The sequence below is a fragment of the Sporolactobacillus shoreicorticis genome (assembly GCF_024125445.1).
GTDB classification, from domain to species: Bacteria; Bacillota; Bacilli; order Bacillales; family Sporolactobacillaceae; genus Sporolactobacillus; species Sporolactobacillus shoreicorticis.
On the sequence record NZ_JAMXWM010000004.1, the window covers coordinates 165,504 to 191,843 of the forward strand.

Consider the following 26,340-nt stretch of genomic DNA (forward strand, 5'->3'; position numbering starts at 1 on the left):
CTTAACTATAAGATTTAAAAACAATATTTGAGTTGAGGAGGAACTTATGAAAAAACAAATTATAATCCTATTAACAGTCTTTTCTCTCACTTTAGGTTTACTATTTACTGAATTTCCCAGACATGAAGCAAAGGCGGCATCTATTCCCTGGGGAAGCGCAGCATGGTACATTATAAAAAAGGGCAGTAATTATCTTTATAACGTCCCTGCTCAAGTTTCCTCCGGTGCATATGGAAAGACCGTATCTCCGGGATCCATCACCTTGAACGGAAGTAAATATGGCGCTAGTGCTATGTACAACGTGAAATCACTTTCTACCTCACATTCTCTTGCGTTGACCGCCCAGTCCGACATAATTAGTATGCTATACAAAAAATACTCACTCTTAGTAATAAATCCACATGGGAACTATACTATTAATACTTCGATTACAGCTGGGGTTTACAGAGGATTTAAATTTGGGTTAAAAGGTACATATAAGGTTCAATTTGTTTCAAACAGTAAATACAAACTCGCTCCATACATTTCATACAGATATGATTCCGCTAACAGTACATTTGGAACACGTTCGTTGGATAACACTAATTTAGGTATTGATGTCCAACAAAGTGACTCCCAAATCAATGGTGGAGAATCTGCTTACACAAAAGGTTATGGAGATTTAGTTAATCCCTCATGGGGGCAAAATGTAACTGAATCATTCGATAAGAAAGAAATAACGGTAGGGACACTATTTGACCAATTCAGCGATAACGGAAAAACCGTTTTTTCAATGAAAAACTATGCGCCTAACGATACAGTAAATATATCAGACACAATAAGAGAGGTTGACTACGATCCGCAAAACAATTTAACTAACCTATTTTTTAGCAGTGATCAATCGGATACAAATTATCTAGTATATAAAGGAGATCTAAGAAATATCTTCAGTAAAGGAAGCAAGTTTATCCAGAAAATGAGGGTTGTGCAATTAGGAGACAATTCAACATTTAGATTGCCAGATTATTTCAAATACGTTTTAGATAATAATGGAACTGCTCCTACCTACAAATAAAAAAGGCTGCGTCAAATAATATGTGATATGATCCCCTCTGAGTTGACAGATGAATCAAAATCTGTTGATGCAAAGGAGATTTTTTTATGTCTAATAGGATCTGGTTGTCTGTAGAGAAGAGCGAGCAGCGATTAAAGATATTGTGGAAGGGAGAGAATCAGTAGGGCGAGTGGCACTGAATATTGGGACCTTTCCAAGTTGGCGATCAAAGGCACAAGATCAAATATACACTCAGAGCGTGCTCGATCGCTGAAATATCCTTGATCAAAGCGTCACTTCACTTCTTTTCCTTACAAAAGAGCCATCCCTACACGTGGCCATAAAGCTGGCCAGTGTGCTTGAGACGACTGTTGAAGATTTATGGGGGATGAGACTTAGTTCTCTATATAAAGTGTTTGCTGAATCTCTTTCTTTCCATAGTACGTAACGGTCACATTAATTTGTTTCACGGTATAGTTTTCATCGGTCACAGTGGCATATAGCTTGCTAATCTTTCTCAGTCCATCACGCCGTGCATTTGACTGTGACCAGCCGGTACCATCCCAACCCTCAGCCTCTGCGCGAATGGTCATGACACCGTCCTTGACGCGGTAAACGTCTACGTGGTCATCAAAGATACGGGTGACGGTGTGATGAGGGCTCAAAGGTTTGCCAAACATTCGATAAGTGAAAAAAGCACAGGACAAGGAAATGAGTGAAACCAATGCGATTTCAAGAGTTAATTTCAACTTCCTAGGCATGGAAATCACTGCCCTAATTCTCTGTTTTCTTTTTCTAAAGCTTCGATCTCATGGACGACTGCCCAATATATGGCGCTCGATGGTAGATCATTGCGATGCTCTTCTTCATATTTTTTAAGATCAACAAGTGCACGATTGTTTTCTTCGATCATTGCTTCAGATGCATTCCAATTTTTCATGAGATTTCCCTCCGTAGAATAAATGAGGGGTTTTTGAGGGGAAGATGACAAGATGATTGCGAAAAACCCTAATGAATTAGTTATCAACGATTTGAGTATGACTCCCACCGTCTCCATATTTGGAGTATCAGAGATGGTTGCATAAACCAAGTAAAAGAGCCTTTAACCGTTGATATGACGCGGTTGAAGGCTCTTTTTATTTTTGGGCAATCGTCAACGAAAATCAAATCATTTTGCGCTAATTTTGCGCAGGGAATAGAGATCATTCAGGGCTAAATCTGTTGATTCAGAGTCGCATTGATCCAGGTCGTCAATAATGTGCGAGTATGTATTCAGCGTTGTGATCACGCTCTTATGGCCAAGACGACGCGAAATATATTTGATGGTCATTCCTTCAAAGTGCTTTTCAGCGAATCTTACTGCACGTTCGATATCCCGATCATTGTCGGGGGACTTTTTTCCTTTACGGAACGTCTCATATCAGGTACGAAAATACTCAGAGAATAAGCGATCACCGGCTTTCAATTTTGCCCCACGACCAAGCTTAGCTTCAATGTCTGCAGCTGCAAGTTGGGCTTGTCTCTTTGTAATAAATCCACCTTTTGTTTTATTCCGGTAAGAGGTTCCGTCTTTGTAGGAGACACGATACTGCTTCGCCGGGATATACTTGCCATTCACTCGCACCTCTTTTCGTCAGTGGATCCATTCTGCTGCACGATGATTTGTTGACACATACCGTCAATCCGAGTGTAAGCCAGGTTTAGCGTGAAATGAAACTCCTGCATGATACTTTTTAATGAATGAGTGCGGTTGAAATCGATCATGTGGTAGGGGATGGCTGCATAGAGCGCGAATTGACGAGCCTCTGCCTCTTGCATTTGAAGAAACAGCTCCGGCATATCGCACTGATCACCGCAGTGCCGGACAATATGTCCCAGCTCGTGAAAGAAGTGCTCCCGCTGCTCATATTCGGCCACCTGCTTGTTTTCGATTATGTAAGCAGCTGAGTTCTCTGAAAGACGGTAGGCATACGGTTGACCATGCCAGCAAGAGTACTCAATTCTAAAAGCAATTGCGATCTTCTTGAGTTCAAGATCCTCTGTGTGAAAGTAGGTCGTGTGAAAAGATATGATAATTTTAATGCATTGTCCAATCACATATCATTGAAAGCAGCGGGATTTGATCATTTGACTAAGGATGAGGTACTTGAGAGAATTCATCGTATTGAAAGTCAGCTTATCGAGCAAAAAGTATATAAATAAAAGAGGCGCCAGAAACTGGCTGCCTCTTTTTAAATATACACAAATGATTGTGGTGCGTTTTGCAATCCATAATCTTTAAGGGATTTTGGATTTTCATATTGAGTAATATTTGTTAGTTGATATGCAATTCCTTGCTGTCTGTTTTTAAAATATTCATTAAAGAATATTTTATCTACACCAGCATAATTAGAGGTTTTATCCCATAAATTATCGGGTGTGTCCACTAAAATGTCTTCAATATCAGCCTCAGCAACAACACTTGAAATAGGTGATGTTGAATAAATGACCAACCTTTGAGGTTTTTTCTTGGCGAGTACTTTTCTAAACTCAAATCGCTTTTCACCACTTAATATTTTATCAACAAAAGAAGGATGAATTGATAAAATAATACTTCGCATATTTTCTCCCCCGATAGTTTAAATAAACAAATTCTCATTAAAATTTGCAAGTTCTAAAATTAGATCAAACTGTTCTTTCGTGATTTTCTTTGTCGGATATTCATATGCAATACCACCAAAACTAGTTGTGCCACCGGTCGGAACAAGTATGTCGTTCTCGATTAAATCATTACGTATAGGTCTGCGTTTAAAAGAGAACAAATCAAAAAATTTAAGTATATTAACTCCATAGCTACTATGTGTTCTAAGTTTAGTTTTTATTTCTTCTGTTGTCAAAACTGACCGATGTGAAACAATTTTACTAACTTCAGCATACGTTCTGATAGAATTGAATGTTTCAGAAACCATGCCGAATCCTGTTACAATAGCGAGGTATTTGGCGGATCCATTCTGGCCTACAGGTTTATTTCGATAATAAACGATTATATCCCCTGGGGTAGGAAAAATTCGATAGTTGCCGATATATGTTTTCTTTACAGCATTTGCTGCGTTAATATCACTAGTTATAAGCGATGGATCTTCACCTCTTAGAATCGAGTCAGGAATTAATTTAGTATGGTAACCCGCATCTATTGCGAGCATAAAATAATTTCTTGTGAGATTCTTATTCACATAGGGGTAATTTTTTAAACTAGGCTCCATATCTTGAACTACATTCATTTTACGCATAAATACTAGTTCATTTGTCTTCCTGTTTTTGGTATATTGTGAAAAACCAAATGTCTCCATAAATCCAATTAATTTTTTTTGTTCTTCTCTTTTTGGGAATATAGTAACATAAATATCATCGACATCATTCAATAGAGCATGTTCGAGAATAATTCTAAAGAATCGCTCTCCTAAATAATACCCACTTTTTGTAATTTTGAAAGTACCAATTTTTAAATGTAATTCAGATGGAAGAGGCTTTTCAAAAATTGAATAATCTTCAGCCTTATCCTCCAATTTCATATAAAGAAAGGCTTGTATGCCACCATCGTTAACAACAAATGCGTTTTCATTTCCTTTTCGTATAAACCAATTTTCGAAACCAGGATAGTCATTTTTTAAGGTATCAAAGAATGGATTATCTAGATCTAAGTCACTGAATTTTTTTGTTCGAATACTTAGAACGTCATAATCAATATACTGCATTTTATATCCCTCCAATTATTTTGATATTATTTAGAAGTTCACCTTCGTTGTTCTTCTCAGCGTCAAAAAAAATGATCGGAACATTAAGTTGATTTGATACCTCGGTTGCATGCTCGATTTCTTTCTCTTGGAACAGTTTTATTTGTTCTAAGTCAACTTTATAATTCTGGTCACGTTCACTTAACCTTTTTGAAATAGTATGATAATTGGCAGTACAACAAATAATTAATTTAATATGTATTTCTTGAAAGGTTTTCAAATCAATTTCAATGACCTCATTATCTTTATCTAACAAACAGAAATGCCCATCAAGAATCAAAATATTATCATTTGCATATAACTCTGCTATTCCTTTAGCCAATTTGCTTTGATTGCCACTAATATCAGTGACCTTTTTGTATTTATCCCAGTTTTGGGATGATACCGTTTTAATTATGTTACTTGCACTATCAAATGGTATGTTTATTTCTTCTGATATTTTCTTTCCAAGAGTGGTCTTTCCACTTCCGTGTATACCAGAAATAAAAACAATCTGCGTCATAATAGATTCCTCCATATAGATGATAGAAACATGTGTTTCTGATAAATATTGTCTGATATGAATTACCTATGTAAATGATATAAAAAAACCCACTACACCAATTCTTGTTGAGACTCTGTGCTGCGATCGATCAATTGCTCATGCAGGTGCTTGATCGTCAATTCTCGAAGCACAGTTATGGGTTTCGTCCACACCGGAGTTCTCAAATGGCGATTCGTTAATCCGGACGATACTGGGAGGAAGGCTACCGGGTTGCCGTTTCGTTCAATTTATGGGCGACATCAAAGTTGCTGTTGGGAAATACAAATGGCCATAGGTTCCTAAGGTTGTCTCAATGTCTTTAATAGATTTTCTCTGAAAAGTTTTTTTAAAACAAAATTACAATGGTGTCTATTCATGTTATTGTCCTGCTTATCTCCATGAATGGATTATTGATAGAATAATACCTCGTATTAAAAGTACAGGGGCTCGTTGCTATGACTTAAAATCTCTGTTCCGGCTAAAGTCTGTTAAAAAAGGCCCTTCTCAAGCAAGCTCAACATTTTGAATGTACTCCTGTCTCCTTCCGTCAAGGCTCCTACCGTCCTGCAGAAATATTCCGGAGTCTATAGATATAAATGTTTGCCCCTTCTTATCCGCCCTCTGCTTTAGTTCCTTGAACTCTTCCTGTGCCTTCTTTGAGGGGGCGTCCTTTGAAATTCTGCATCAGCTTCCTCAAACAGCTACTCGGTGGATAGGATAACAGCAGGTGCACGTGTTTTTTTCCTGTGCTTCACCGGCACTTTGAATAGTTCATGCTTTGCACTCCAGCCGGATCAGATCTCACAGCTGGACAGCAATTTTTTACTGTAGGATTTTACAACGATATTTGGTCGTCCAGACAATATGATACTGGAGACCTCCATTATGGATATAACCCATTTTACTCACCTGACACCATTATAGCAGAGCTTTCAGAAGCCATTGAAGTGCCACCGAGTCTTGAAAAGATCTACTGGCTAAAAGCCGGTGAGCTTAGACCAAGGGCTCATTGACTAAAATAAACCGTTGTCATCATAGCAAAAACAGTTTCCGAAAAGTACTGTTAATATCGGCGGCTTGCTTTAAACAGAGCATGTGATAATACGACTGGATTTTAGTCACGGACCTTAAAAAGCGGTGATAAACACAATTTTTATCCATTGATTATCAATAATAATCCTATGTAAAAGTTTGTTTTATTAATAAACTAATAGTGAACTTGATCAAGTTCACTATTTTTTGAAAACGCTTTTAAAATAAAAACTTGACAGAGGAGGGGGTTCATTTAAATTTTCACCACCAAATGAAATCGGTTACTTATTCTGCTGTCGACGCATGTAACTTGTTGTTATAGTCGTAGTGCTGAGTAACGATAAAGCAGGTAATCAAAAATAATTGCAAAAGTAATAAGAATGTGAGCACGCGGCCTGATGTGTCATAGCGAGTAAAGAATACACCAGTAAAGCTTTCATTCATCGAAGCCAACGCTGTCGGTTGCATGACACATTGATGTTAGTTATAGCTTTTTGAAGATACCACCGTGGTGCCGATGTGAGCGGTTGCTAAATGACTGAGGCTTCCGGTTTGTAAAAATTACGTGAGTAAGAATTGGTGACGATTCGCAAATTTACTGAAAAGAAAAGGTGAAAACAATGAAATCTGCAAATACGAATGCTAGTTTCAGTGGCTGGTCCGGATCCGTTTCGGACAGCCAACAGTCAAAAATTCCTCTTAAAATCGGTATTGCTACGGGATTGGGAGCATTGCTTTGGCTCGGGCCATACCTTGGCGTTAACGCCGTGTTGCTGCCTGCCAAGGTCGAGCAGATTGCTCCCGGAAACAAGGCGACAATTGTTGCACTTTTGGCAACATCGGCGATGATTATCGCTACCCTTGCCAACGTTATCATCGGCGGACTGTCCGACCTGACACGTTCACGTTGGGGGCGACGGACTCCGTGGATCATAGCGGGCTCCATCGGCAGTTGTGTTATGCTTGTTGTCTTTAACATGGTAAGTTCGATTCCAGCATTGGTCGGTTCATGGTGCGTCTATCAGATATTCCTGAATGCGATCGTTGCTCCGCTTATAGCTGTTATCTCTGACCGAGTGGCCCCGATGCATCGGGGCACGATTTCTTCAATCTATGCTTTCGGTTATGTCATTGGGCAGTACGGCGGCCAAGTTGTGGGGGCGCAATTCCTCACGACGGTCGGCACCGGTATTGTTGTGATGGGGCTGCTCACACTTCTGTCTGGACCTCTCGCGGCAATCATCATGCGTGAACCGCCCAGCATCGGTATGCCGAAGAAACAATTCACGTGGCGTATGTTCGTTCAGAATTTTATCTTTCCTATTCATGACGCCGGTGATTTTTATCTCGCTCTGTTCGGCAAGATGCTGATCAGCACGGCAACTACTGCGATTATGGGCTATCAGTTGTATATTTTAAGCGATTATATCCTGCTTAATACAGGTGGTCAGCAGAAGTACGTCTCCATTATTTCCACTCTATTGATGATAACTGCTATTGTCATGTCGATCAGCTCTGGAACGATTTCCGACAGGATAAAAAGCAGAAAGATCCCAGTCTTCGTTTCCGCACTGATGGTTGCCGTTGGCGTATTCATGCCCGCCTTTACAAATGCCCCATGGACGATGATTGTATATGGCGCGCTAGCCGGACTAGGAATGGGTATCTTCTTCTCAGTCGATCAGGCGCTCAATCTGGAAGTTCTTCCCAATGAGCAGAACGCGGCAAAGGATTTGGGAATCCTCAATCTGGCTAATACCGGGTCGCAAATTCTCGGACCTATCGTTGCGGCTTCGATTGTGACGATCGCGGGTGGGAGCTATTATTGGATTTTCCCGGTCTGCGCGGTCCTTTCTCTTGCCGGAGGAATTCTTGTCCTGTTCATCAAAAGAGTGAAATAAACGTTCACAGTTATCGGAAACTGGGGGTTGTGGTCAAGTGAAGGTCTCATCTCCCGCTTTTAAAATGAGATGAAAATTGTTTGAAGTCCCGATTTTAATCATGACGCTTTCGTCTGATTCCGGACATAGTTGAAAGGAGAATCAGATAAGCAAGAAACTGTAAATCAAGGTATTAATGAAAACTAATAAAATTTTTTGTGGAGGTCAACGAGATGAGTACAACTCACTACGAAACAACAGAGACATTGAAGTTAAAGAAAAAAGATTTAACGTCAACGCAGGCAAAAAGACATAATCATTTGCAGGTAAGCGACATGAAGCGGCAGGAGTTCTGGGGCTTCGGCCAGACCTTTAATGAATTAGGCACCGTTGCGTTGCAAAATACGACTGAAAGAAATCGTGATGCAATTCTTAATGACCTGTTCCAACCGGGCGTAGGGATGAATTACAGCATTTGCAGAATTCCGGTAGGCGCGAGCGATTATGCCTTGAGTTGGTACAGCGCTGATGAAACACCCGAAGATTATGATTTGGCGAATTTTTCGATCGAACGGGACAAAAAATATTTGCTTCCCTACATTAAAGAAGCATTAAAACGGAATCCGGACATTAAGTTCTCGGCTTCTCCATGGAGTCCGCCGACTTGGATGAAGACGATTCCGGTTTATAACTATGGAGTTTTGAAGCATGACGCCAAAACGCAGCAGGCATATGCCGATTACTTTGCCAAGTTTATTCGGGCGTACGATGCCGAAGGGGTTCATATCGGGCAATTGTATGTTCAAAATGAACCACAGCGTGATCAAAAATTCCCTTCCTGTTATTGGACGGGAGAAGAATTGCGTGACTTCATTAAAATCTATCTCGGTCCGACATTTGGAAAACTTGGATTGGATACTGAGATTTGGCTTGGGACCATTAATTCGCCACTTGAGGACACGGAAATGGTCAAGGATGAAACGACTGATTATCCGTTGATCACTGGAACAGTACTTTCGGACCCCGAGACCTACCAATATGTCAAAGGCGTGACTTATCAATGGGCCGGCAAATCTGTTCTTCAGCGAACGGTTCAGTCATTTCCTGAATTAGGCTACCTACAGTCTGAAAGTGAATGTGGGAACGGTCGTAATACGTGGGTTTATGCAGAGTATGTCTTTAATCTGTATCGCCACTATATCAGTAACGGTGTCAATGGCTACCTGTATTGGAACTCCGTCCTTAATGATGGTGGTGAAAGTACCTGGGGCTGGCATCAGAACAGTATGATTTCAATTAATCCTGATAATGGCGAGGTAACTTATAATCCTGAGTACTATGTTATGAAGCACTTCGCTCATTTCGTAAAACCTGGGGCTCACGTTCTGGACTATTCGGGTCATCTGTACGGTGAATCAGTAGCTTTTGAAAACCCGGACGCAGAAATTGTGGTCGTTATGTCCAACAGCATGAACAGCGCACGGGACATCACGATTAGCGTGAAGGGTCAGACCTATGAAGCAGTAGTGCAGGCGCACTCGTTTAATACTTTTGTGATTGACTAATTTGATTTTCAGGGAGGCTTCCAGTTCAAATGGCGAAATTTCTACCGATCACAGCACTACTTACGGTTGCGGTTTTGTTTGTCGGATTTACAGTTTCGACGGAAGCAGATGCTGCTAAGCCGTCAACAATGGGACCGATAACGGTTTACTCGTCACAAACACCGGCGGGCGGTTATTTAAATAATAAGAATTACGGTGTTCTATCGCCGCGGGCCGTTCAGTTGAAACATCAGGCTAACCTCAGTGATAATGGTAAAATATTATTAACGTTTGAGCAGGTCATCGGAAATGACGTCGCCAAAAGCGGGCGCCATCCAACGTTCCCGATCTATGAGAGCGATGATAATGGTGCGACTTGGAAACAGATCGCAGATGTTTCAGAAACGCAACACAAAGATTGGGGCATGATGAATTGCCCGCAATTGTATGAGCTGCCGCATCGAATCGGCAACATGCCGAAAGGGACAATTGTGTTGGCGGGCATTTCGACGCCAAACGATTTAAGTAATACGGATCTGCAACTAATGAAGAGTCAAGACGTCGGGAAGACGTGGAAATTTGAGAGCAGCATTGCGACCGGAGGTGAAAATCCTAGAAATCAGATGGGGTATGATCCAGTCTGGGAACCATTTCTAATGGTGCATCATAACAAGCTGATTGTCTATTATTCTGATGAACGGGATAACACTGTAAAAGGTTCTCAGACGATTGTTCATGAAACAACGGCTGATGGCGTAAATTGGAGCGAGCCTGTAGTGGATGTTGATTTCAAGGGAATCCCGGCTAAAGACGCTCAACGGCCGGGAATGCCTATTGTCGCGCAGCTTCGTAACGGCAACTTTGCGATGACCTATGAGCACGAAGGCGGCAATTCCTTTGATCGATCCGAACTTAAAGTAACTTCAGATCCGGAGAGCCCCGAAAAATGGAATTCAAATGAATATGGGAATGTCGTTTCACCATACAGGGGGTCACCGTATATTGTAACGCTGAATGACGGAAGAATTGCATTTAACAATGCCGGGAGTGGAGATGTTTACGTCTTTAAGGATCAGGAAGATCTGCTAACAGGGATAACTGCGGCCCAAACGTTTAAAACTCAAACCGGAGCAGCCTATAATCGGCAAATGGTGCCGTTATTGAATGGTATGCTTTTGATAGTAAATGGCGGAGGCTTTGGTCAAAATAATTCCATCCGCGTCGAAACTATTGATGTAGGCGATAAGGCCGAGCGAAATTTTAAGAAAAACCGTAAACACCGAAGTTTCTTGAAAATTAAAAAAGCAGACCATCATGGCTTGACGACGAGTTACCAACTGACAAACGGGTTATTAAGCAATGGGTAATGAGTGAGTGATTAGCAGCAACATATCGTTAAAACGGATCATTTTATAGTGGTCGAAAAGAATTTGGGATAAAGTATATTTTGCTGCTTTTTGGAAAAAAAGAATAAGTGAACAGGGTGAAATCAATGTTTTTAAGCGGTTATTCATCCTGTTTCTGTTATATAAGAGAACTTTTTTAAGTGGACAATCTTCATATGCCGATGCGGATGTCATGGGGAAAATATTATAATGCAACTCATAAAAAAGACGAACTTTGCTCGAGACAATATTGAAATGATTTTTCGAATTAAGCTTTTTCATTAACTTAATTATATCGACGTACCCGTATTGTGTAATAAACCGGATGAACACAGGTATTAAAACCCGAGTGTGAATGGGTATGATCTTTTCCTTACGATTCGGAAACCGCATGAAACAAGCTCAATGTTTCACGCAGATCGCCAGCCATCTTAACCGCTAACGTAATTTTCTTTCAGACTTTTATCATATTTAATAACAGTGCGGCGAAATTCTTGCGGCGTGCACTGATTTAGCTGTTTAAAGTTGCGGTTGAAACCGCGAACGTCGGTATACCCGCATTTGTAGGCGATTTGCGAAACTGAAAGCGTTGTATTTTTGAGCAACTGGCGGCCGTAGGAAATGCGGTAGCTATTCAGATACTCAGGGAAGGACACGTTCATCACCTTGGTAAATACTTTTGACAGGTATGAGTAGTCGTAACCAATCATTTTGGACAGGTTTTTAAGTTTGCAGTCTGATTGAAAGTTGGCCGTAACGTAATTCAATACTTTATAAGCGGTATCTAATTGAGATGAGTGGCGGCGATCACAAAAGTCTGTTTGTGCGACGATTCGATCACAAATGCCGTAGAGTAAACTTTTGATGCCAAAGGTTGTTGATGTATGTTGGAAATTAATTGGCGAACTCAAATAGATGAGTGAATGAACCGGCACTTTTTCCTGATATTGTTCATTAAATGCGCCAATGAACTCCGGAGAAAAAATAACAACCGTAACCTTAGTTGTCGGAGTCATGTCAAAGCCGTGAATCTGGTTGGGAAAAACGATCACAGACTGTCTGGAATTAACGTGATAGTCAATATCGTCGACTTGAATATGCAGTTGACCGCAGCGAACGAGGAGAAACTCATAAGCACGGTGCAGATGTAACGGAAAGCTAAAGTCTTCAAGATCGAAATATTTAAAAACAGGTGTACTTTCCATTCCGAAGTGTTGAAAAAATGCCAAAATTAAATCACTCCTACTTTGTACTGCGATTATTGTTTTTATATTTAAGAATCAGCTGTAATTAGATTTGTTTATACTTAAACTTAACTATAAACCAGATTAAAATAAAATGAAATCGCTTTATTAGCTGACGGAAGGAAACATAACCGATGATTTATCATGTTGCAAAAAAAGGTAACGATCGCAATTGTGGGAATCAACAAGAACCCTTTTTAACGATTAACCATGCCGCGCAATTGGCGCAACCCGGAGACGCAATTTTTGTCCATGAAGGCAATTACCGAGAAAGGGTCGATCCTAAGTTCTCAGGTCTCAGTGACAATCAACGGATTACGTATCAAGCTGTTCCGGGTGATCATGTTGTAATCAAGGGCTCTGAAGTTGTGACAAATTGGGTACAGATTCGCTCCGGTATTTGGCAGGCAGAAGTCAATAATCAGGTTTTTGGAAAGGACAATCCATTTCAGCTTCGCTTGCAGGGGGACTGGCTGGAACAAAGTAATGACCGACACACCGGTGATCTATATTTAAATGGGCAATCCTTTTATGAAGCAGCTTCTTTTGATGAAATGGCTGCTGGTGAAGAACGTGATCAAGCGACGGAATATGTAACAAACATCACGCTGAAAATGGCCGATGTCGGACAAACTGCTTACAAGTGGTATGCAGAGGCGGGCGCACAAACGACTACTATTTTTGCTAATTTTCATAGTTTTAATCCTAATCATGAATTAGTTGAAATGAGTGTGCGGCCATGCTGTTTTTATCCGTCAAAACCTAGGATCAATTTTATCGCGGTTATTGGATTCGAAATGTGTCAGGCAGCGACACCGTGGGCACCGCCGACGTCAGAACAGATCGGGCTGATCGGGCCACATTGGTCTAAAGGCTGGGTTATCAAGCGTAATCGGCTGCACGACGCTAAATGCAGTGCAATTAGTATTGGCGCTCCTGTCCTTGCTGATGAAAATGCTTTTTCAAATCGGCATGATCGGCCCGGATATCAGTATCAGATTGAGCGTGTTTTTCGTGCTCAGCAATTTGGGTGGGATAAAGCGTCGGTTGGCTCACATTTAATTTATGGGAATCAGATTTATAATTGTGGTCAAAGTGGAATTGTCGGCAACTTGGGCGGTATTTTCAGCCGAGTTGTTAAAAATCACATTTATAACATTGGCACAAAATATGAATTTGGCGGCTGGGAAATTTCAGCTATTAAACTTCATGCGGCGATTGATGTTGAAATTGTCCATAATCAAATCGACCATTGTGTTTTAGGGACTTGGCTGGATTGGCAGGCGCAGGGAACGATGGTTATGAGAAATTTTTATCATCATAATGTTCGGGATTTTTTGATTGAAGTGTGCCACGGACCGTTTTTAGTTGCTGATAATATTTTCGCTTCTAAGCGGTCAATTGATGAATATGCGCAAGGAGGAGCATTCGTTAATAATCTGATCATGGGCCGTACGACAATTCAAAGTGTTCTTAACCGGGCAACCCCATATCACATCCCCCATCAAACAGCCATTAAGGGTTACGCGATGGTGTATGGCGGTGATGACCGTTACTTCAATAATATTTTTATTGGTGATGCTGATCCGGAATTAAATAACGGAACTAATTTATATAATGGTAGTCCGATCTCTATGCAGGACTACGTGGCCGCGGTTGAACAAAGGCTCCCCGGGGATGTCGAAATGTTTGAAACGGTGCGACAGCCGGTTCACATTAATCATAATGTGTATTTGAATGGAGCAATCCCGTTTATGAATGAAGTGCATTATTTAAAAGATGACCGGTTCGATTTGCATTGCGAAATAACGCGAACGGAAGATGAGGTAAGGCTAACCATTCATTTGCCGGCATCGTTTGATCAGTTCAGGGGCCAGGTCCAGACAACGGCCAGCTTAGGCCGGGTAAGATTAGCAGAAGCGGATTTTGAAAATGTCACCGGTGACCCGTTGTATTTAAATCGGGACTACTTTAATAAGCTTAATGAGTGTGACGGACAAACCATTCCCGGCCCATTTAAACAGTTGAAGTCAGGTGAGAATGTGATCGTCGTTTGGTGTGATAAAGGTTAATTTGGTCAAATTTCTAGAACAAGTGTACTGGTTGGGCGGCCACTTTCCGGCAGTGAGCATCAAACAGGCTGATGATTTTATCCAGGTTATGTCCTCGCCCACGTAAAGAGGATTTTACAGTTCCACTGGCGTTATGCCGGTGTCTTTAAAGCAACAGCTTGCACTTAAACGTGCTAGACATAGTTATTACAGATTCGGTGATCTCCATAATGCGGTATGTTTTATAAAGCAGACCAAGTTTTTTATAGATTCGTAATGTAGAGGGTGACAAGTGATACATGGCAGACACTTCTGTAATGAAATGGTTTTCAGAGTAATCTTCTCTTGTATATTGGTAGTGAGAGCTAAATCTGGATGATTTTCCATGTTTCTTCAGAACTGACCAATCCGGTTAACGGAAAGCAAAGGGTTTCAGTATTATTTCAATTAACAGACAAGGGCGACGCAGATTTCACAATTTGAATATAGAAAAACATGGGAGATGGATGACTGTGAAGTAAAAAAGGGTTTTTAAGAAGAAAACTGTCGTATTTTTAACATAAAGAAATCATTCTTTATATTAGCCTTTTCGTATGATGGAGCTGGTTGGAAAGTGAAATTTTGATTTTCTCTTCTTTATTCTTCATTCAATTATGGTTAATTCATCAGACAGAAAAAATAAAATATTACACGGATAATTTTCTTTCTTGTTTGTTCTTTTGAAAAATGTTAAAGGGACAACCCTAATTTACGTTGAATTGTAAAAAAAGAGGGGTGAGAGTGAAATGAATAAATTGTCTGGTCGGATTGCTGAATTAGGATTGAAGAAACAAGACGTTGCAAAAAAGTGGGAATATCAAGAGGAACGCTGGCTATACTTGATGCTGTAAAAAAACCAAGTCGAGTGGTGAACCAATCAAGAGGCAGAGTCAAATATATAGGAAAAAACGCAGTTGTTGTACTTAATAAAGCCGGAAAGGTAATAACAACTTATGCGAAAAATTCAAAAGGGGTCAGAAAAAAGTGAATGAGCTTAATGACACGATGATTTTATTGCTCAAACAATGTTTAGGGACGCATAGGCCAGATCTTCTATGGGTTTTAGATGACTCAGAAATAGATATCGATGAAAAGTTAGGAAATGAATTACGAAGTGCTGTGAGTGAGGAGCTTATAGAGAGAGGTTTTGATAAAAATGATGAACCAAATCAACTCGGAATAGACTTAGAGAATTTAATTGATCAACTTGGACGTATTTTTATGAAATAATAATTTTGAACAAAATAGGATTATCCCTTTACTAGTACCGCCCATACTTGGTAGCGAGATCAGCAGCATGAAAATAAATATAAGGAGCATTATAAAATAAGAATTGGATTTGACTTTTTTGAGATCAAGTTTTACTCTAGAAATTATTTGGGCACAAGCAATTGTTTGAAAGTAAACGTTAAATAGCTCACACCAAGTCAATGAACTGACCCCCTGAAGTTGGACAATCAAAATCCAATTCAGGGGGCTTTAATATGATCAAAATACTCAACTGATTTTAAGATGGAGGTTGTTAGTGACCATCTCAAGGGGATGGGGAGCGTTTTGTTTTGCCACAAGTATTAGATTCCCTTTCAACAACTGATTTTGAAATGGGTGCATTACTATCAGGAAAATGTCATTTTAAGCATTAAAAATTTGAAACAACGGCCAGCTTATGCCTATAACTGTAAGCTTGACGAATTAAAGTGAATGAGGGATAACAATTCAACACTCGAACGTGCAGCCCATATTTCAAAATTGCATTGCCGTCAACAATCTATCAATGGAATCGGCGGTTTGCATCAATGGGTGTGGATAGATTAAAAACCAAACGAGGACGTCCACCTATGAAACATGAACATGTAAAGCGAGAAGTCAAAAAGAAGAATAAGTTGAAAAATTTTGATCAACCGGAATAGGACGACATTAGGATCTTGAGAAGGAAAATGAATTATTTCAGATTGAGTACTTAAAAAATTGGATACCTTAATTCATCAGAGAGAGCAACACGAACGGAACAAACGCAAGTAGTTAGTGAACTAAGGCGAAACCACTTTATGAATGAGTTTCTGCGCTTTGTGAAACTACCACCCGTGTGTGGATTAAAGACTATAATGAGTCTAAGCTCAAAGAAAAACTCGGCGATCAAAGTCCAATTAGCTATCGGATTTCAATCACCAAGTTAAAAAAGGATGGTCTTGTAAATTTTGAAGAGGGTTTCCGCGGACATTGAGGATAATTCCATGAGACCGGGCGATGTGCTGGAAATTATCTATCAGGCGAAGGATGGATCATTTTCACAACGACATATTCGAATCATTGAGATAGGTGAGTCCTATCTCAATGCATTTTGCTATAATCGGCGTAAGGTCCGCATTTTTAGTAAAGGGGGCATTTTGGCACACGGACGCATCCAAAGCGCATAAAAACCCATTCACTGCCCCAAAGTGAATGGGTTATACCTACCTGCCATTCCCAATAATCTTTTCCTGAGGCCTGAAGAATTAATTGTATTATAGGGGATATCTGCTGCAATTTGCATTTTTGGCGCAAATGGGTTACCCCATCCGTTCATTTTTTCTGCTGCTTTGTTTGCATACTTAACTGTTTTGTTTGTGCCAGCGTACCCACTTTCTTTGCTGGCGTGCTCAGCTTTTCTAGGTTAGCCACTTTGCTCACTTGGCCGACGCCCTTGGTACCGACAATTGAAGTGACTGTCATGCCCAGGGCGTGGGTAACCCACCTTGATCGTGTGTACGCGTCCCCATGTACCATATTTTTGACATAGTATTCAGTGATTGCTTGGGCGATGAGTACTGAAGTTTGTTTCCGATTCCATAGCGCAGTAACTGTGTTAGTCGCAGATTTTTTAGGATCTTGAGCCATATCAATAAAGGCATAGACGATGTCTTTGCCCGTATCAATGAGGCCTTGCGTCATCCCACGGTTCATTTGATCCTTTTTAAAAGGCGCATACGGAAGTCGGCTGGCAGGCGGGATTCAGTATTCATTATTCGCGCCTGTTCCTGATGCTCTTTGACTTTCAAATAGTTCTGCTAGTTCTGCGTTTCCTGTCGTATTTCATCTTGAACCTGATAGATTTTACTGTCATGATAGGCGGTTGCATTGAAATGCATCGGCTGAACATCGGCACCTTGGCGGGTAGCATTAATTAGTTCTTCATAATAATGACTTGATGTTTGGTAGATCTTCATTGATTTGTCTATACTCATTGGTGAGGTTCTGATCGAGTTCCTGAACATCAAGCGCCATCTTTGCACGTTTTTGGCGTCTAAATCTTGATCAACGTAGTAATTTGTTTTGTTCAACATATTTTTGATCTAATCCGAACTCAACTCCCGGATTTTTTTATTATATTGTTTAAAAGGTCAAAAACCAATGGGAACGTAATGAAACCATCGTTTTTTAGAAAATGTCCTCCCTTTTCAACAAGATAAAATGATGCATTCAATTGTTCGGATAAATCTTGACTGAATTGAAAAGGAACAATATAATCATCTTTTGCAGCGATAACAGCACGTGAATTCGTTGCAGAAATTATTTTGCTGCCATCCACTTTTTTTGCGGTAAAAGGACTTATTGAAGGTAGAGATGGTAATGGAGCGGAAAAGCCGGAAACAAGAATAAAGCCCCCAAAGCTTGGTAGCGGATCTAATTTCTCCAGATACTTCAATAGTGTGATACATCCTAAGCTATGTGCTACAAAATAGGTATTGCTGTCTAAATTCTTTATTTCATTGACTAATGCTTCCAACCATTCTTCCTTGTCGGGGCTAGACGAATTTGGCATGTGTGGGATCAGGACTTGATGACCGTCTGCTTTTAACTTTTCTTTTAACCAAGGGAACCAATGATTGGTTGGCTGAGCTCCGTATCCATGGATAATATAAATTTGTTTTCCCATTATTTCTTTTCCTTTCATTTTAAAGATATAAAAATAGTATACTACCGATTTAACCGAATACATCGAATAACGATTTGGTATGGGGAATATTTTTCCGTGCAAAATCCAAACGAATTTCGGTTATGAAAAAGCAATATGGAGTCGATATACCATGGATGATTATATAGCTCAACTGTGGAGAGCAGATGAAGCGAATAAGAAGTCTTATGGATCAATCCAGCGGCGCGGACGGAGCTTTATCTTTATACGGCGTTTTATTATAAACGGTTATTTTTGATTATGGCTTTTCCTTTCTGTGTTGCGCATCATTGATCGAAACGTACAGCATTCAAAAAATGATCGGAACAATCACTAAAAGATTCCAATATCAGATGGAATTGCGCGGATAAGTAAACACAGCAGTCCAAGAATGACAGGCATGATACAAAGCTTTTCATTCATACTAGCTTATAGTACGACGGTATTTTTAATCCTTGAATTTTTTGAAAAACAGAACGTAAAGTAACGCAGAAAGCCAGAAGAATAAACTGGGCAATCTCAGCCAAAGATTATCAGGATGCTGATATTGGAACCCGAAGAACAGGTCTCCCAGTATGAAAAGACCGGTTGGTATTAAGATAACGATTAATATGATTTGAAAAAGTTTCATGAGTATGATGTGATTTTTAAAATTTGCAATAGCTTACTCCTGAGCAGAATTTTGATTCATTCTAACATAAAATTGCGGAGATGTAGTACGGGTCCGGGGATAAGTGTTGAAGTTGCGCGTTAAGAAAGATTAGTGAGCTGTTACAGGATCTTATCGGTAATTACGTATTGATCACTCAAGCGATTACTAAAGTGAACAATTATCTTTTTACATATGAAGTCAATTACCTAATGAGCTTCATCGTTCAAGTCGTAAATCTGATTGTAATTGAGAAAACCGAGCATGGGGAAGTACTGATTGTGATCTTTGACAAGCGCGGAGGAAAAGCAAAAGTGACTGAAACTGTCGCGCACAGATCAATAAAGCGAGACAGTTAAAGAAAAAGTTGTTAAAATTGAGTACGATGATAAAGAGCAATTGACCCTTTTGTCCATTAACTGCTCTGAATAATAATTTCCGGCTATTTATCCAGCATATAGAACAGAAGCTGAATAAAATGATACCGAAAAAATTGAAACAAAATCATTGAAAATGATAATGCTTATCAATAGAATAGATTAAGGAGTGCGTAATGGATTTCTCAATCAATCATTAATTAAAACTGAAAGGCACCAACTATGTCATAAACGGCTGTTCGAAACGTATATCGATCGGACACGCGGAAGCTTATTGGGAAAATGTGATGAGCATGATTCTAAATAAAGAGAACAGAAATTAAGGAAAGATGGTAAATACAGATGAGCGAATACGAAGCAGGGATCGGAACAAGCAGCAGTAAAATTATTCTGATCGGCGAACACGCTGTTGTTTACGGTCAGCCGGCAATTGCCATGCCCGTACCGGCAGTGCATGCAGTGGCAAAAACAAGCCGATGCCTTGGTCCGCTGAGGCTGCAATGTACTTTCTATAATGGTATCTTAAGTGATGGGGATGGTAAAATTGCCGGACTCAAAACGATTATTCCGGCAGCGCTTCACGTTTTAAAGCAGCCTGAAAAAGGGCTAATGATTTCCATCGACAGTACAATCCCTGCAGAGCGGGGGATGGGTTCAAGTGCTGCGATCGCCATCTCGGTGGTTCGCAGTTTATTTAACTATTTTGAAACACCGCTTGAACGAAAAATGCTGCTCACGCTCGTTGGCCTTTCCGAGGAATGCTGCCATGGTAATCCGAGCGGCCTCGATGCGGCTGCGGCCAGCAGTACACACCCGATTTTCTTTATGAAAGAAAAAAGAACGGAATGGATTCATCATACGCTGCCTTCCTGCCTGGTGATCGCTGATACCGGTTTAAAAGGGCAGACGAAACGAGCAGTCACTGCTTTGAAACAGCATCTGGTGCAAAGTGTACACGCTCGGCAAAAAGTAAATCAATTAGGGGCGCTTGCTTCGCATGCGAAAAAGGCACTGGAGGCGACTAAGGAAGAAATCTTGGGGCGTATTTTGCTGGAGGCACATCTTCTTCTCCAAGAGCTTGGCGTCAGCCATCCCGCTTTGGATCATTTGGTTGATACGGCGATGAAGGATGGGGCATTGGGAGCAAAGATGACCGGAGGCGGCTGCGGCGGCTGTATGATTGCTTTGGTTAAAGATGCGCGAAAGGCGCAGAGATTGGCAAAGAAATTAATCGATGCGGGGGCGCGCCGGACGTGGATTCAGCCGCTTCAAGACAGAGAACTGCCATCCGCGCCAAGTCTGCTGCATTGAGGTGCATCAATAGAAAAGGAGAGTGAGCGCTTTGCACGCTGCGGCACGCGCGTATACGAATATTGCTTTAATCAAGTATTGGGGGAAGAAGGACGAACAGTTAATTTTACCGATGAACAGCAGTTTATCCTTGACGATCGATGCCTTTTACACAGAAACCAGCGTCGAACCGCAAAAAGAACTGCATGAGGACGAGGTGATTATGGACGGCACGAATCTGAGCGACGCCTCTGCCGCGAAAATCAGTCGATTCATGGATCTCGTTCGCGAAAAGTCGGCAAGTCGCCTGTTCGCCCGGATTGTAACTAGGAATCATGTTCCGGTTGCTTCCGGCTTTGCTTCGTCCGCTTCCGGCTTTGCGGCGCTTTCAGCCGCAGCATCACGTGCGTACGGCATTGACTGTGCTAAAACCGCCCTTTCACGACTGGCACGCCGCGGCTCGGGCTCGGCTTCGCGTTCGATATACGGTGGTTTTGTAAAATGGATGAAAGGAAGCGATGATGCAAGTTCTTATGCCGTCCCAGTCGATTCGGCAGAGTGGCCGATTCGCCTTATATCCATTGCGGTGAACAGGCAGATCAAAAAGCTGTCCAGCCGCGAAGGCATGAAGCGTACGGTAGAGACGTCACCTTTTTATCCGGTATGGGTTGAGGCTGGGGAAAAAGATCTTGACAGAATAGAACCCGCCATTCGAAGACAATATTTGGAGGAAATTGGAAAAATAGCCGAGGCTAATGCCTTGAGAATGCATGCTGCGATGCTCACCGCTGATCCCCCCTTTATGTATTGGGAAGAAGGAACAATCACCGCAATGAAACGGGCGATTCATCTGCGTGAACAGGGAATTGCGTGCTATTTTACGATTGATGCCGGTCCGAATGTCAAGCTCCTTTGTTCAGAAAAGGATGTTGGTCACATTCTCGAAGATCTAGCCAAATTTTTCCCGACGGATGCATTGATTGTTGCCCGTCCGGGGCCGGGGGTTGAGTATATCGACCGTCCCGTTCAGTGAAGGAGGTCTGCATCAATGCAACGCGTTGTCCGGCATGCACCGGGAAAACTTTATATAGCAGGCGAATATGCGGTTGTTGAACCGGGCTATCCGGCCATCATCGCCGCTGTCGATCAATTCGTCACGGTACAGATTGAGCAAAAAAAAGTGAGCGGACGCATTCAATCGGTAAGTGCATCGCTGAATTGGAGTCGCGAGGCGGCAAACAAATGGAAGACTTATGGCGATGTTTCTCCGTTTCGATTTGTTTTATCAGCAATAAAATGGACCGAACGATACATACTGGCAATGGAAAAACAGCTTGATCTCTACCAGCTGACAATAAACAGTGATCTGGACAGTAAAGATGGACGAAAATACGGTTTAGGCTCCAGTGCCGCCGTGACTGTTGCCTGCGTGCGGGCATTGCTGGCATTCTATGATGTGAAAGCCGATCAGCAAATTATTTTTAAGCTGGCCGCTCTTGCTCATCTCAATGTTCAGGGAAACGGATCATGCGGGGATATTGCCGCCAGTGTCTACGGTGGCTGGATCGAATATACATCATTTGACCGTGACTGGCTGGCGCGCTCAATCCAATCAGGAAGAAACTGGATCGAGTTGCTTCATTTGAACTGGCCGAAGTTGTCCGTACAGCGGCTTGTACTTCCGCAGGATCTGCACCTGATTGTCGGATGGACAGGAACACCTGCCTCGACATTCAGACTTGTTCGTCAGGTAGAAAAAGTTAAGCGGGTTAAAGAGCAAGACTATCAGCATTTTTTGAATCAAAGTAAGCGGTGTGTCGAGAAAATAATTGACGGTTTTCGGAAACAACGGTCGGCGATGATTTTAGACGGAATTCGCGAAAACCGCAAAATTCTTGCTCAATTATCGGAGCTGTGCGGTGTAGCCATTGAAACGGAAAAATTGAATCAGCTCTGCATGATCGCCGAAAGCTATCGAGGCGCAGCGAAAACGTCCGGCGCCGGCGGAGGCGATTGCGGCATCGCTCTTGCTTACCGCGAAACGAATCGAAACGGACTGACGGCGGAATGGCAAAAACATGGGATTATCCCGCTCGCTCTGCATGTATCGGATATTCATCTTGAACAGGAAGAGGGCTAATGTGATGGAATCACGCAAAGATCAGCATGTCCGGCTTTTTCAGGAAACTTATCAGCAGCATACAAACGATTTTGATTCGGTAAAATTTATTCATGATTCGCTTCCGGAAATGAGTCTTAAACAGGTTGATCATACGACAGAACTTCCGATCGGTTCTTGGCCGGTTCCTTTCTTTATAAATGGGATGACCGGAGGAAGTGAAAAAACAAAGAGGATTAATGAATGCCTGTCTCAGGCCGCCGCCGCGACAGGCATTGCGGTTGCATCCGGTTCACAAAAGGCGGCTTTACGGGATTCGGAACTGCTCGATACCTTTCAGGTGCTGCGCCGAGTAAACGCGAATGGATTTATTTTTGCTAATGTTGGTGCTGAACTCGCCGTAGAACAGGCGAAAAGGGCAATCGATATGCTTGAAGCAAACGCACTTCAAGTGCATTTGAATGCACCTCAGGAAATCGTGATGCCTGAAGGAGATCGCGATTTTTCTTCATGGCTTAAAAATCTGGAACGGATTGTCCGATCTGTTGACGTTCCTGTTGTTGTAAAAGAGGTGGGGTTCGGAATGAGCCGCGCAACTTTTCAGAAACTGATCGCCGCAGGTGTGGCGGCTATTGATGTCGCCGGTAATGGAGGGGTTAATTTTATTACGATTGAGAATCGTCGCCGAGAACGTGCGCGATTCGATTACTTGCAGGACTGGGGGCAGTCGACGGTGATTTCTCTGCTCGAAGCGCAGCCCTACATAGGCCAGGGCACCTTTTTTGCGTCCGGAGGCGTGCGTCACCCGCTTGACGTACTTAAAGCGCTTGCGCTTGGCGCGCGCGCAGTCGGCATTTCAGGAACCTTTCTCCATACAGCACTTGAAGAAGGCACGGACGGTCTGATTGCGCAGATCGAAGAATGGAAAGAGCAACTGAGTCAAATTATGCTGCTTCTAGGCTGTCCGAATTTGCAGGCACTGCGTGGCAAGGATCTGATCCTGAACGGTGCACCTTTGGAGTGGGCGCGGCTCAGAGGGCTAAGACCGGAAGAATTAGCCGTCCGTTCGTCGAAATTAGGGCGATAACTGAACAAAAGCAGGATTCGCAAAGGCATTCTTTCTGTTTGTGTTCATTCTGGTGCATTGAAGAGAGGAGAATCAATCACGATGGCTGCTGATAAAAAGAAGAAACCTGATACCATTGAAATTTGGGACGACATTGTCCGGATTAAAGATCTTGTTCTTGCGATTGGTGTTAACAGTTTTACGACATTGGGCGGCTATTTTATTGCACCGAATCACGCGCCGATGCCGCTTTTGTTCGGCTTAATCGGAGCAGTTGTCGGATTTATTATTTGTTCGCTTTTCATTAAACCAAAACGTATTTTCGAAGAGACAGAAAGTGGGAACTGATCGATGGATCTTATTCTTCTATTGGAAATGATTGTTGCGGCTGTTGCCGCCGCACTTATCTATACAATTATTGGTATCATTCCTGGAACGGACGAAACGGCTGTTCTGGTTCCCGTCACATTGATTCTCGTGCTTGCCGGTATTCAGCCGGTTGTTGTTTTATGCTTTTTTATTTCGGCGGTGATTGCCAATAATTTAATGGATGCGGTTCCTGCGGCCATCGCCGGTATCCCCGGAGGTGTCATGGCCAGTCCGCTCATTGAGCATGCACAGCTGCTTAAAAGAAAGGGAATGGCGGACCAATCGCTGCGTAAAATGGCGGCTGGCTCATTGATTGGCGTACTGGTCAGTGTTCCGGTCAGCCTGCTTCTGAGTTTGCTGCTGGCAAAAAACTTTATTTCACTTGCCGAAATGATTAAAGATTACGCGAATCCGATCTTCTTTGCCGGTGCGGTTTTGCTTGCATTGCTCAGTAAGAATAAGTTACTGGCGCTCGTTTCAATTCTTCCTTTTACACTTCTGATTGAAGGACTGCGTTATCTTTATTGGGGGATCGGCGTTGTGCCAAAAGGAACAACGGTCTTTATTTCATTCTTTCTTGGCATTACGATTGGACCGGTCATTCTGACTCTGTTTGAACTGATGGATAAAGAAAAAAGAGAACATCTGAGGTCTGATCAGCTGCGAACGATTGCGCTTCAGAAAATGCATTTCGAGTGGAAATGGTTCAATCCGTTTAGCGCGCTGAAAAGACGGGAATGGTTGATCAGTGCCGGGGCGTCATTGATCAGCTGCTTCACCTTTATCCTTAGTCCGGTAGGAATGACGACACTTCTTGGCGAACTTTTTTCAAAACGGACAAAGGATCCGGTTGATCGGGCGTCCATTGCCGTTTCAAGTATGAACGCGCTCGCCAACGCGACCTATCTTTCCGGGACGCTGATTCCGCTGATCGCATTGGGGATTCCACTTTCTCCGGTTGCCATAGGTCCCGCCCATGCACTGTTTGACGCCCCGCCGGTCTTTACCGCGACGCATAATATGTACCATGTCCTGTCACACACTGATTTCATTTTGGCGACCGTGATTGGCGCCGGGGTGGCCATACTGGTCGCTTATTCGCTGGCGATTAAATACGCACAATCCATTTGCAGCTTTGTGTTTAAACGAATTCCGCACGAAGCCATACTCGGCTTGTTTTGCGCTTTTGTTTTCCTGCTTGCGTATATGGACGCCGGCTGGATTAATATCGGCGGTGTCCTGCTGATCGGACTTATCTCCGGAATGCTCCACCGCTTAGGTGTCGGCTACGGCATCTTATTTATGGTTTTATATGCGGCACCGTGGCTTGTCTCAGTATTTTAAACAATTGAAGAATTGTAACTGGAATCCGAATCGGTTACCGGTTCCCGCACTAATTTGGAGGTGAGCACAGGTGAGCGTGTTAAAAGATGTTTTTAATCAGATAAAACAAGATCCGGAAAATAGTGATTACACAAACAGAGGGATCGAACCACTTTACTCTGCTGCTCCGACGGCCAAGCTATTAATTATAGGTCAGGCTCCTGGTCAGAAAGCGCAGGATTCGAGAATCGTCTGGAATGATCGAAGCGGCATTCGTCTGAGAGAATGGATGGGTGTATCCAAGGAGACTTTTTATCACTCGGGGAAAATAGCAGTTCTTCCCATGGATTTTTATTTCCCGGGGAAAGGGAAAAATGGCGATCTTCCACCAAGGAAGGGATTCGCATCAAAGTGGCATCATCAATTAATTCAGGCTATGCCGGATATCGAGTTAACTTTATTAGTTGGTTTATATGCACAAAAGTACTATCTGAAAATTAGTTCGGGAATGACGTTAACTCAGATTGTTAAAAATTACCGCAGTTACTTACCTGAATATTTCCCGTTAGCTCATCCTTCACCGCGTAACGATATTTGGATTAAACGAAATCCTTGGTTTGAGGAGAAGGTATTACCTGATCTCAAGAAACAAATTCAGCGGATTTTATAGCTTGGAGAAAGCGTTGATGATAAGCGCTATTCTTTGCCA

General features: G+C 42.1%; 27 protein-coding genes. 16 read left to right on the plus strand and 11 right to left on the minus strand.

Features of this window, described 5'->3' with window-relative positions:
- Positions 1-46 precede the first annotated feature (46 nt).
- Positions 47-1,054: a hypothetical protein gene (locus NIE88_RS05115; RefSeq protein WP_253059752.1), complete on the plus strand. Its 1,008-nt coding sequence runs from the start codon at positions 47-49 to the stop codon at positions 1,052-1,054.
- A gap of 374 nt (positions 1,055-1,428) precedes the next feature.
- Here NIE88_RS05115 and NIE88_RS05120 read toward each other — a convergent pair whose 3' ends face one another.
- The 7 genes from NIE88_RS05120 to NIE88_RS05150 form a co-directional block, all read right to left on the minus strand.
- Positions 1,429-1,794 carry a hypothetical protein gene (locus NIE88_RS05120; RefSeq protein WP_253059754.1) on the minus strand — a complete coding sequence of 122 codons (366 nt, stop codon included), beginning with the start codon at positions 1,792-1,794 and terminating at the stop codon, positions 1,429-1,431.
- A 5-nt stretch (positions 1,795-1,799) separates the two neighbouring features.
- Positions 1,800-1,973 (minus strand): hypothetical protein, encoded by a 174-nt coding sequence (locus NIE88_RS05125; protein WP_253059756.1) that lies wholly within the window; start codon positions 1,971-1,973, stop codon positions 1,800-1,802.
- A gap of 480 nt (positions 1,974-2,453) precedes the next feature.
- The gene (locus NIE88_RS05130) at positions 2,454-2,651 is read right to left on the minus strand and encodes an Arm DNA-binding domain-containing protein (protein WP_253059758.1); all 198 of its coding nucleotides are present in this window, start codon (positions 2,649-2,651) and stop codon (positions 2,454-2,456) included.
- Positions 2,648-3,130, minus strand: coding sequence for an ImmA/IrrE family metallo-endopeptidase (locus NIE88_RS05135; RefSeq protein ID WP_253059760.1), 483 nt, complete (start codon positions 3,128-3,130; stop codon positions 2,648-2,650). Before NIE88_RS05135 ends, NIE88_RS05130 begins: the two co-directional genes overlap by 4 nt.
- A 134-nt stretch (positions 3,131-3,264) precedes the next feature.
- Entirely contained in the window at positions 3,265-3,633 is a 369-nt protein-coding gene (locus NIE88_RS05140; RefSeq protein WP_253059762.1) for an ASCH domain-containing protein, read from the minus strand.
- 18 nt (positions 3,634-3,651) lie between these two features.
- Positions 3,652-4,767 (minus strand): hypothetical protein, encoded by a 1,116-nt coding sequence (locus tag NIE88_RS05145; protein ID WP_253059764.1) that lies wholly within the window; start codon positions 4,765-4,767, stop codon positions 3,652-3,654.
- A 1-nt stretch (position 4,768) separates the two neighbouring features.
- A complete protein-coding gene (locus NIE88_RS05150; RefSeq protein WP_253059766.1) occupies positions 4,769-5,308 on the minus strand; it encodes an ATP-binding protein in 540 nt (179 codons plus the stop codon).
- A 1,673-nt stretch (positions 5,309-6,981) separates the two neighbouring features.
- Between NIE88_RS05150 and NIE88_RS05155 the strand changes: the two genes are divergently transcribed.
- The 3 genes from NIE88_RS05155 (at position 6,982) to NIE88_RS05165 (ending at position 11,152) form a co-directional block, all read left to right on the plus strand.
- The gene (locus NIE88_RS05155; RefSeq protein WP_253059770.1) at positions 6,982-8,262 is read left to right on the plus strand and encodes an MFS transporter; all 1,281 of its coding nucleotides are present in this window, start codon (positions 6,982-6,984) and stop codon (positions 8,260-8,262) included.
- Positions 8,263-8,474: 212 nt separating this feature from the next.
- Positions 8,475-9,806, plus strand: coding sequence for a glycoside hydrolase family 30 protein (locus NIE88_RS05160; protein ID WP_253059772.1), 1,332 nt, complete (start codon positions 8,475-8,477; stop codon positions 9,804-9,806).
- Between the two features lie 29 nt (positions 9,807-9,835).
- Complete coding sequence (locus NIE88_RS05165) at positions 9,836-11,152, plus strand: sialidase family protein (RefSeq protein ID WP_253059774.1); 1,317 nt, start codon at positions 9,836-9,838, stop codon at positions 11,150-11,152.
- 449 nt (positions 11,153-11,601) lie between these two features.
- Here the strand turns inward: NIE88_RS05165 and NIE88_RS05170 are convergent, their stop codons facing one another.
- Complete coding sequence (locus NIE88_RS05170; protein ID WP_253059776.1) at positions 11,602-12,399, minus strand: helix-turn-helix transcriptional regulator; 798 nt, start codon at positions 12,397-12,399, stop codon at positions 11,602-11,604.
- 149 nt (positions 12,400-12,548) lie between these two features.
- Between NIE88_RS05170 and NIE88_RS05175 the strand changes: the two genes are divergently transcribed.
- The 3 genes from NIE88_RS05175 (at position 12,549) to NIE88_RS05185 (ending at position 16,921) form a co-directional block, all read left to right on the plus strand.
- A complete protein-coding gene (locus NIE88_RS05175; protein ID WP_253059778.1) occupies positions 12,549-14,486 on the plus strand; it encodes a DUF1565 domain-containing protein in 1,938 nt (645 codons plus the stop codon).
- A 1,002-nt stretch (positions 14,487-15,488) separates the two neighbouring features.
- Complete coding sequence (locus tag NIE88_RS05180) at positions 15,489-15,734, plus strand: hypothetical protein (protein WP_253059780.1); 246 nt, start codon at positions 15,489-15,491, stop codon at positions 15,732-15,734.
- 1,004 nt (positions 15,735-16,738) lie between these two features.
- The gene (locus NIE88_RS05185; RefSeq protein WP_253059782.1) at positions 16,739-16,921 is read left to right on the plus strand and encodes a hypothetical protein; all 183 of its coding nucleotides are present in this window, start codon (positions 16,739-16,741) and stop codon (positions 16,919-16,921) included.
- A gap of 145 nt (positions 16,922-17,066) precedes the next feature.
- On the opposite strand, the gene NIE88_RS05190 is transcribed toward NIE88_RS05185, so the two are convergent.
- The 3 genes from NIE88_RS05190 to NIE88_RS05200 form a co-directional block, all read right to left on the minus strand.
- Entirely contained in the window at positions 17,067-17,447 is a 381-nt protein-coding gene (locus NIE88_RS05190; RefSeq protein ID WP_253059784.1) for a hypothetical protein, read from the minus strand.
- 104 nt (positions 17,448-17,551) lie between these two features.
- Positions 17,552-17,710, minus strand: coding sequence for a hypothetical protein (locus tag NIE88_RS05195; protein WP_253059786.1), 159 nt, complete (start codon positions 17,708-17,710; stop codon positions 17,552-17,554).
- 137 nt (positions 17,711-17,847) lie between these two features.
- Positions 17,848-18,420, minus strand: a complete 573-nt coding sequence (locus NIE88_RS05200) for an RBBP9/YdeN family alpha/beta hydrolase (protein WP_253059796.1) — start codon at positions 18,418-18,420, stop codon at positions 17,848-17,850.
- 151 nt (positions 18,421-18,571) lie between these two features.
- On the opposite strand from NIE88_RS05200, the gene NIE88_RS22340 reads away from it, so the two are divergent.
- The 9 genes from NIE88_RS22340 (at position 18,572) to NIE88_RS05240 (ending at position 26,301) form a co-directional block, all read left to right on the plus strand.
- Positions 18,572-18,697, plus strand: a complete 126-nt coding sequence (locus NIE88_RS22340; RefSeq protein ID WP_290446316.1) for a hypothetical protein — start codon at positions 18,572-18,574, stop codon at positions 18,695-18,697.
- A 563-nt stretch (positions 18,698-19,260) separates the two neighbouring features.
- Positions 19,261-19,446 carry a hypothetical protein gene (locus NIE88_RS05205; protein ID WP_253059798.1) on the plus strand — a complete coding sequence of 62 codons (186 nt, stop codon included), beginning with the start codon at positions 19,261-19,263 and terminating at the stop codon, positions 19,444-19,446.
- 360 nt (positions 19,447-19,806) lie between these two features.
- Positions 19,807-20,775, plus strand: coding sequence for a mevalonate kinase (gene mvk, locus NIE88_RS05210; protein ID WP_253059802.1), 969 nt, complete (start codon positions 19,807-19,809; stop codon positions 20,773-20,775).
- 31 nt (positions 20,776-20,806) lie between these two features.
- Entirely contained in the window at positions 20,807-21,787 is a 981-nt protein-coding gene (gene mvaD, locus NIE88_RS05215) for a diphosphomevalonate decarboxylase (protein ID WP_253059804.1), read from the plus strand.
- 15 nt (positions 21,788-21,802) lie between these two features.
- Positions 21,803-22,894 carry a phosphomevalonate kinase gene (locus NIE88_RS05220; RefSeq protein WP_253059806.1) on the plus strand — a complete coding sequence of 364 codons (1,092 nt, stop codon included), beginning with the start codon at positions 21,803-21,805 and terminating at the stop codon, positions 22,892-22,894.
- Between the two features lie 4 nt (positions 22,895-22,898).
- The gene (gene fni / locus NIE88_RS05225) at positions 22,899-23,960 is read left to right on the plus strand and encodes a type 2 isopentenyl-diphosphate Delta-isomerase (protein WP_253059808.1); all 1,062 of its coding nucleotides are present in this window, start codon (positions 22,899-22,901) and stop codon (positions 23,958-23,960) included.
- An 81-nt stretch (positions 23,961-24,041) separates the two neighbouring features.
- Positions 24,042-24,287 carry a hypothetical protein gene (locus tag NIE88_RS05230; protein WP_253059810.1) on the plus strand — a complete coding sequence of 82 codons (246 nt, stop codon included), beginning with the start codon at positions 24,042-24,044 and terminating at the stop codon, positions 24,285-24,287.
- A 3-nt stretch (positions 24,288-24,290) separates the two neighbouring features.
- Positions 24,291-25,652 carry a tripartite tricarboxylate transporter permease gene (locus NIE88_RS05235; RefSeq protein WP_253059812.1) on the plus strand — a complete coding sequence of 454 codons (1,362 nt, stop codon included), beginning with the start codon at positions 24,291-24,293 and terminating at the stop codon, positions 25,650-25,652.
- Positions 25,653-25,728: 76 nt separating this feature from the next.
- Entirely contained in the window at positions 25,729-26,301 is a 573-nt protein-coding gene (locus NIE88_RS05240) for a uracil-DNA glycosylase family protein (protein WP_309247018.1), read from the plus strand.
- Positions 26,302-26,340 lie beyond the last annotated feature (39 nt).

Coding starts and splice junctions, on each gene's coding strand:
- NIE88_RS05235 (WP_253059812.1), top strand. CDS start 24,291: ATGGATCTTATTCTTCTATTGGAAATGATTGTTGCGGCTGTTGCCGCC.
- NIE88_RS05165 (WP_253059774.1), top strand. CDS start 9,836: ATGGCGAAATTTCTACCGATCACAGCACTACTTACGGTTGCGGTTTTG.
- NIE88_RS05140 (WP_253059762.1), bottom strand. CDS start 3,633: ATGCGAAGTATTATTTTATCAATTCATCCTTCTTTTGTTGATAAAATA.
- NIE88_RS22340 (WP_290446316.1), top strand. CDS start 18,572: ATGGATGATTATATAGCTCAACTGTGGAGAGCAGATGAAGCGAATAAG.
- NIE88_RS05195 (WP_253059786.1), bottom strand. CDS start 17,710: ATGAAGATCTACCAAACATCAAGTCATTATTATGAAGAACTAATTAAT.
- NIE88_RS05160 (WP_253059772.1), top strand. CDS start 8,475: ATGAGTACAACTCACTACGAAACAACAGAGACATTGAAGTTAAAGAAA.
- NIE88_RS05230 (WP_253059810.1), top strand. CDS start 24,042: ATGGCTGCTGATAAAAAGAAGAAACCTGATACCATTGAAATTTGGGAC.
- NIE88_RS05115 (WP_253059752.1), top strand. CDS start 47: ATGAAAAAACAAATTATAATCCTATTAACAGTCTTTTCTCTCACTTTA.
- NIE88_RS05185 (WP_253059782.1), top strand. CDS start 16,739: ATGAGACCGGGCGATGTGCTGGAAATTATCTATCAGGCGAAGGATGGA.
- NIE88_RS05120 (WP_253059754.1), bottom strand. CDS start 1,794: ATGCCTAGGAAGTTGAAATTAACTCTTGAAATCGCATTGGTTTCACTC.
- NIE88_RS05145 (WP_253059764.1), bottom strand. CDS start 4,767: ATGCAGTATATTGATTATGACGTTCTAAGTATTCGAACAAAAAAATTC.
- NIE88_RS05175 (WP_253059778.1), top strand. CDS start 12,549: ATGATTTATCATGTTGCAAAAAAAGGTAACGATCGCAATTGTGGGAAT.
- NIE88_RS05125 (WP_253059756.1), bottom strand. CDS start 1,973: ATGAAAAATTGGAATGCATCTGAAGCAATGATCGAAGAAAACAATCGT.
- mvk (WP_253059802.1), top strand. CDS start 19,807: ATGAGCGAATACGAAGCAGGGATCGGAACAAGCAGCAGTAAAATTATT.
- NIE88_RS05200 (WP_253059796.1), bottom strand. CDS start 18,420: ATGGGAAAACAAATTTATATTATCCATGGATACGGAGCTCAGCCAACC.
- fni (WP_253059808.1), top strand. CDS start 22,899: ATGGAATCACGCAAAGATCAGCATGTCCGGCTTTTTCAGGAAACTTAT.
- NIE88_RS05155 (WP_253059770.1), top strand. CDS start 6,982: ATGAAATCTGCAAATACGAATGCTAGTTTCAGTGGCTGGTCCGGATCC.
- NIE88_RS05220 (WP_253059806.1), top strand. CDS start 21,803: ATGCAACGCGTTGTCCGGCATGCACCGGGAAAACTTTATATAGCAGGC.
- NIE88_RS05150 (WP_253059766.1), bottom strand. CDS start 5,308: ATGACGCAGATTGTTTTTATTTCTGGTATACACGGAAGTGGAAAGACC.
- NIE88_RS05190 (WP_253059784.1), bottom strand. CDS start 17,447: ATGAACCGTGGGATGACGCAAGGCCTCATTGATACGGGCAAAGACATC.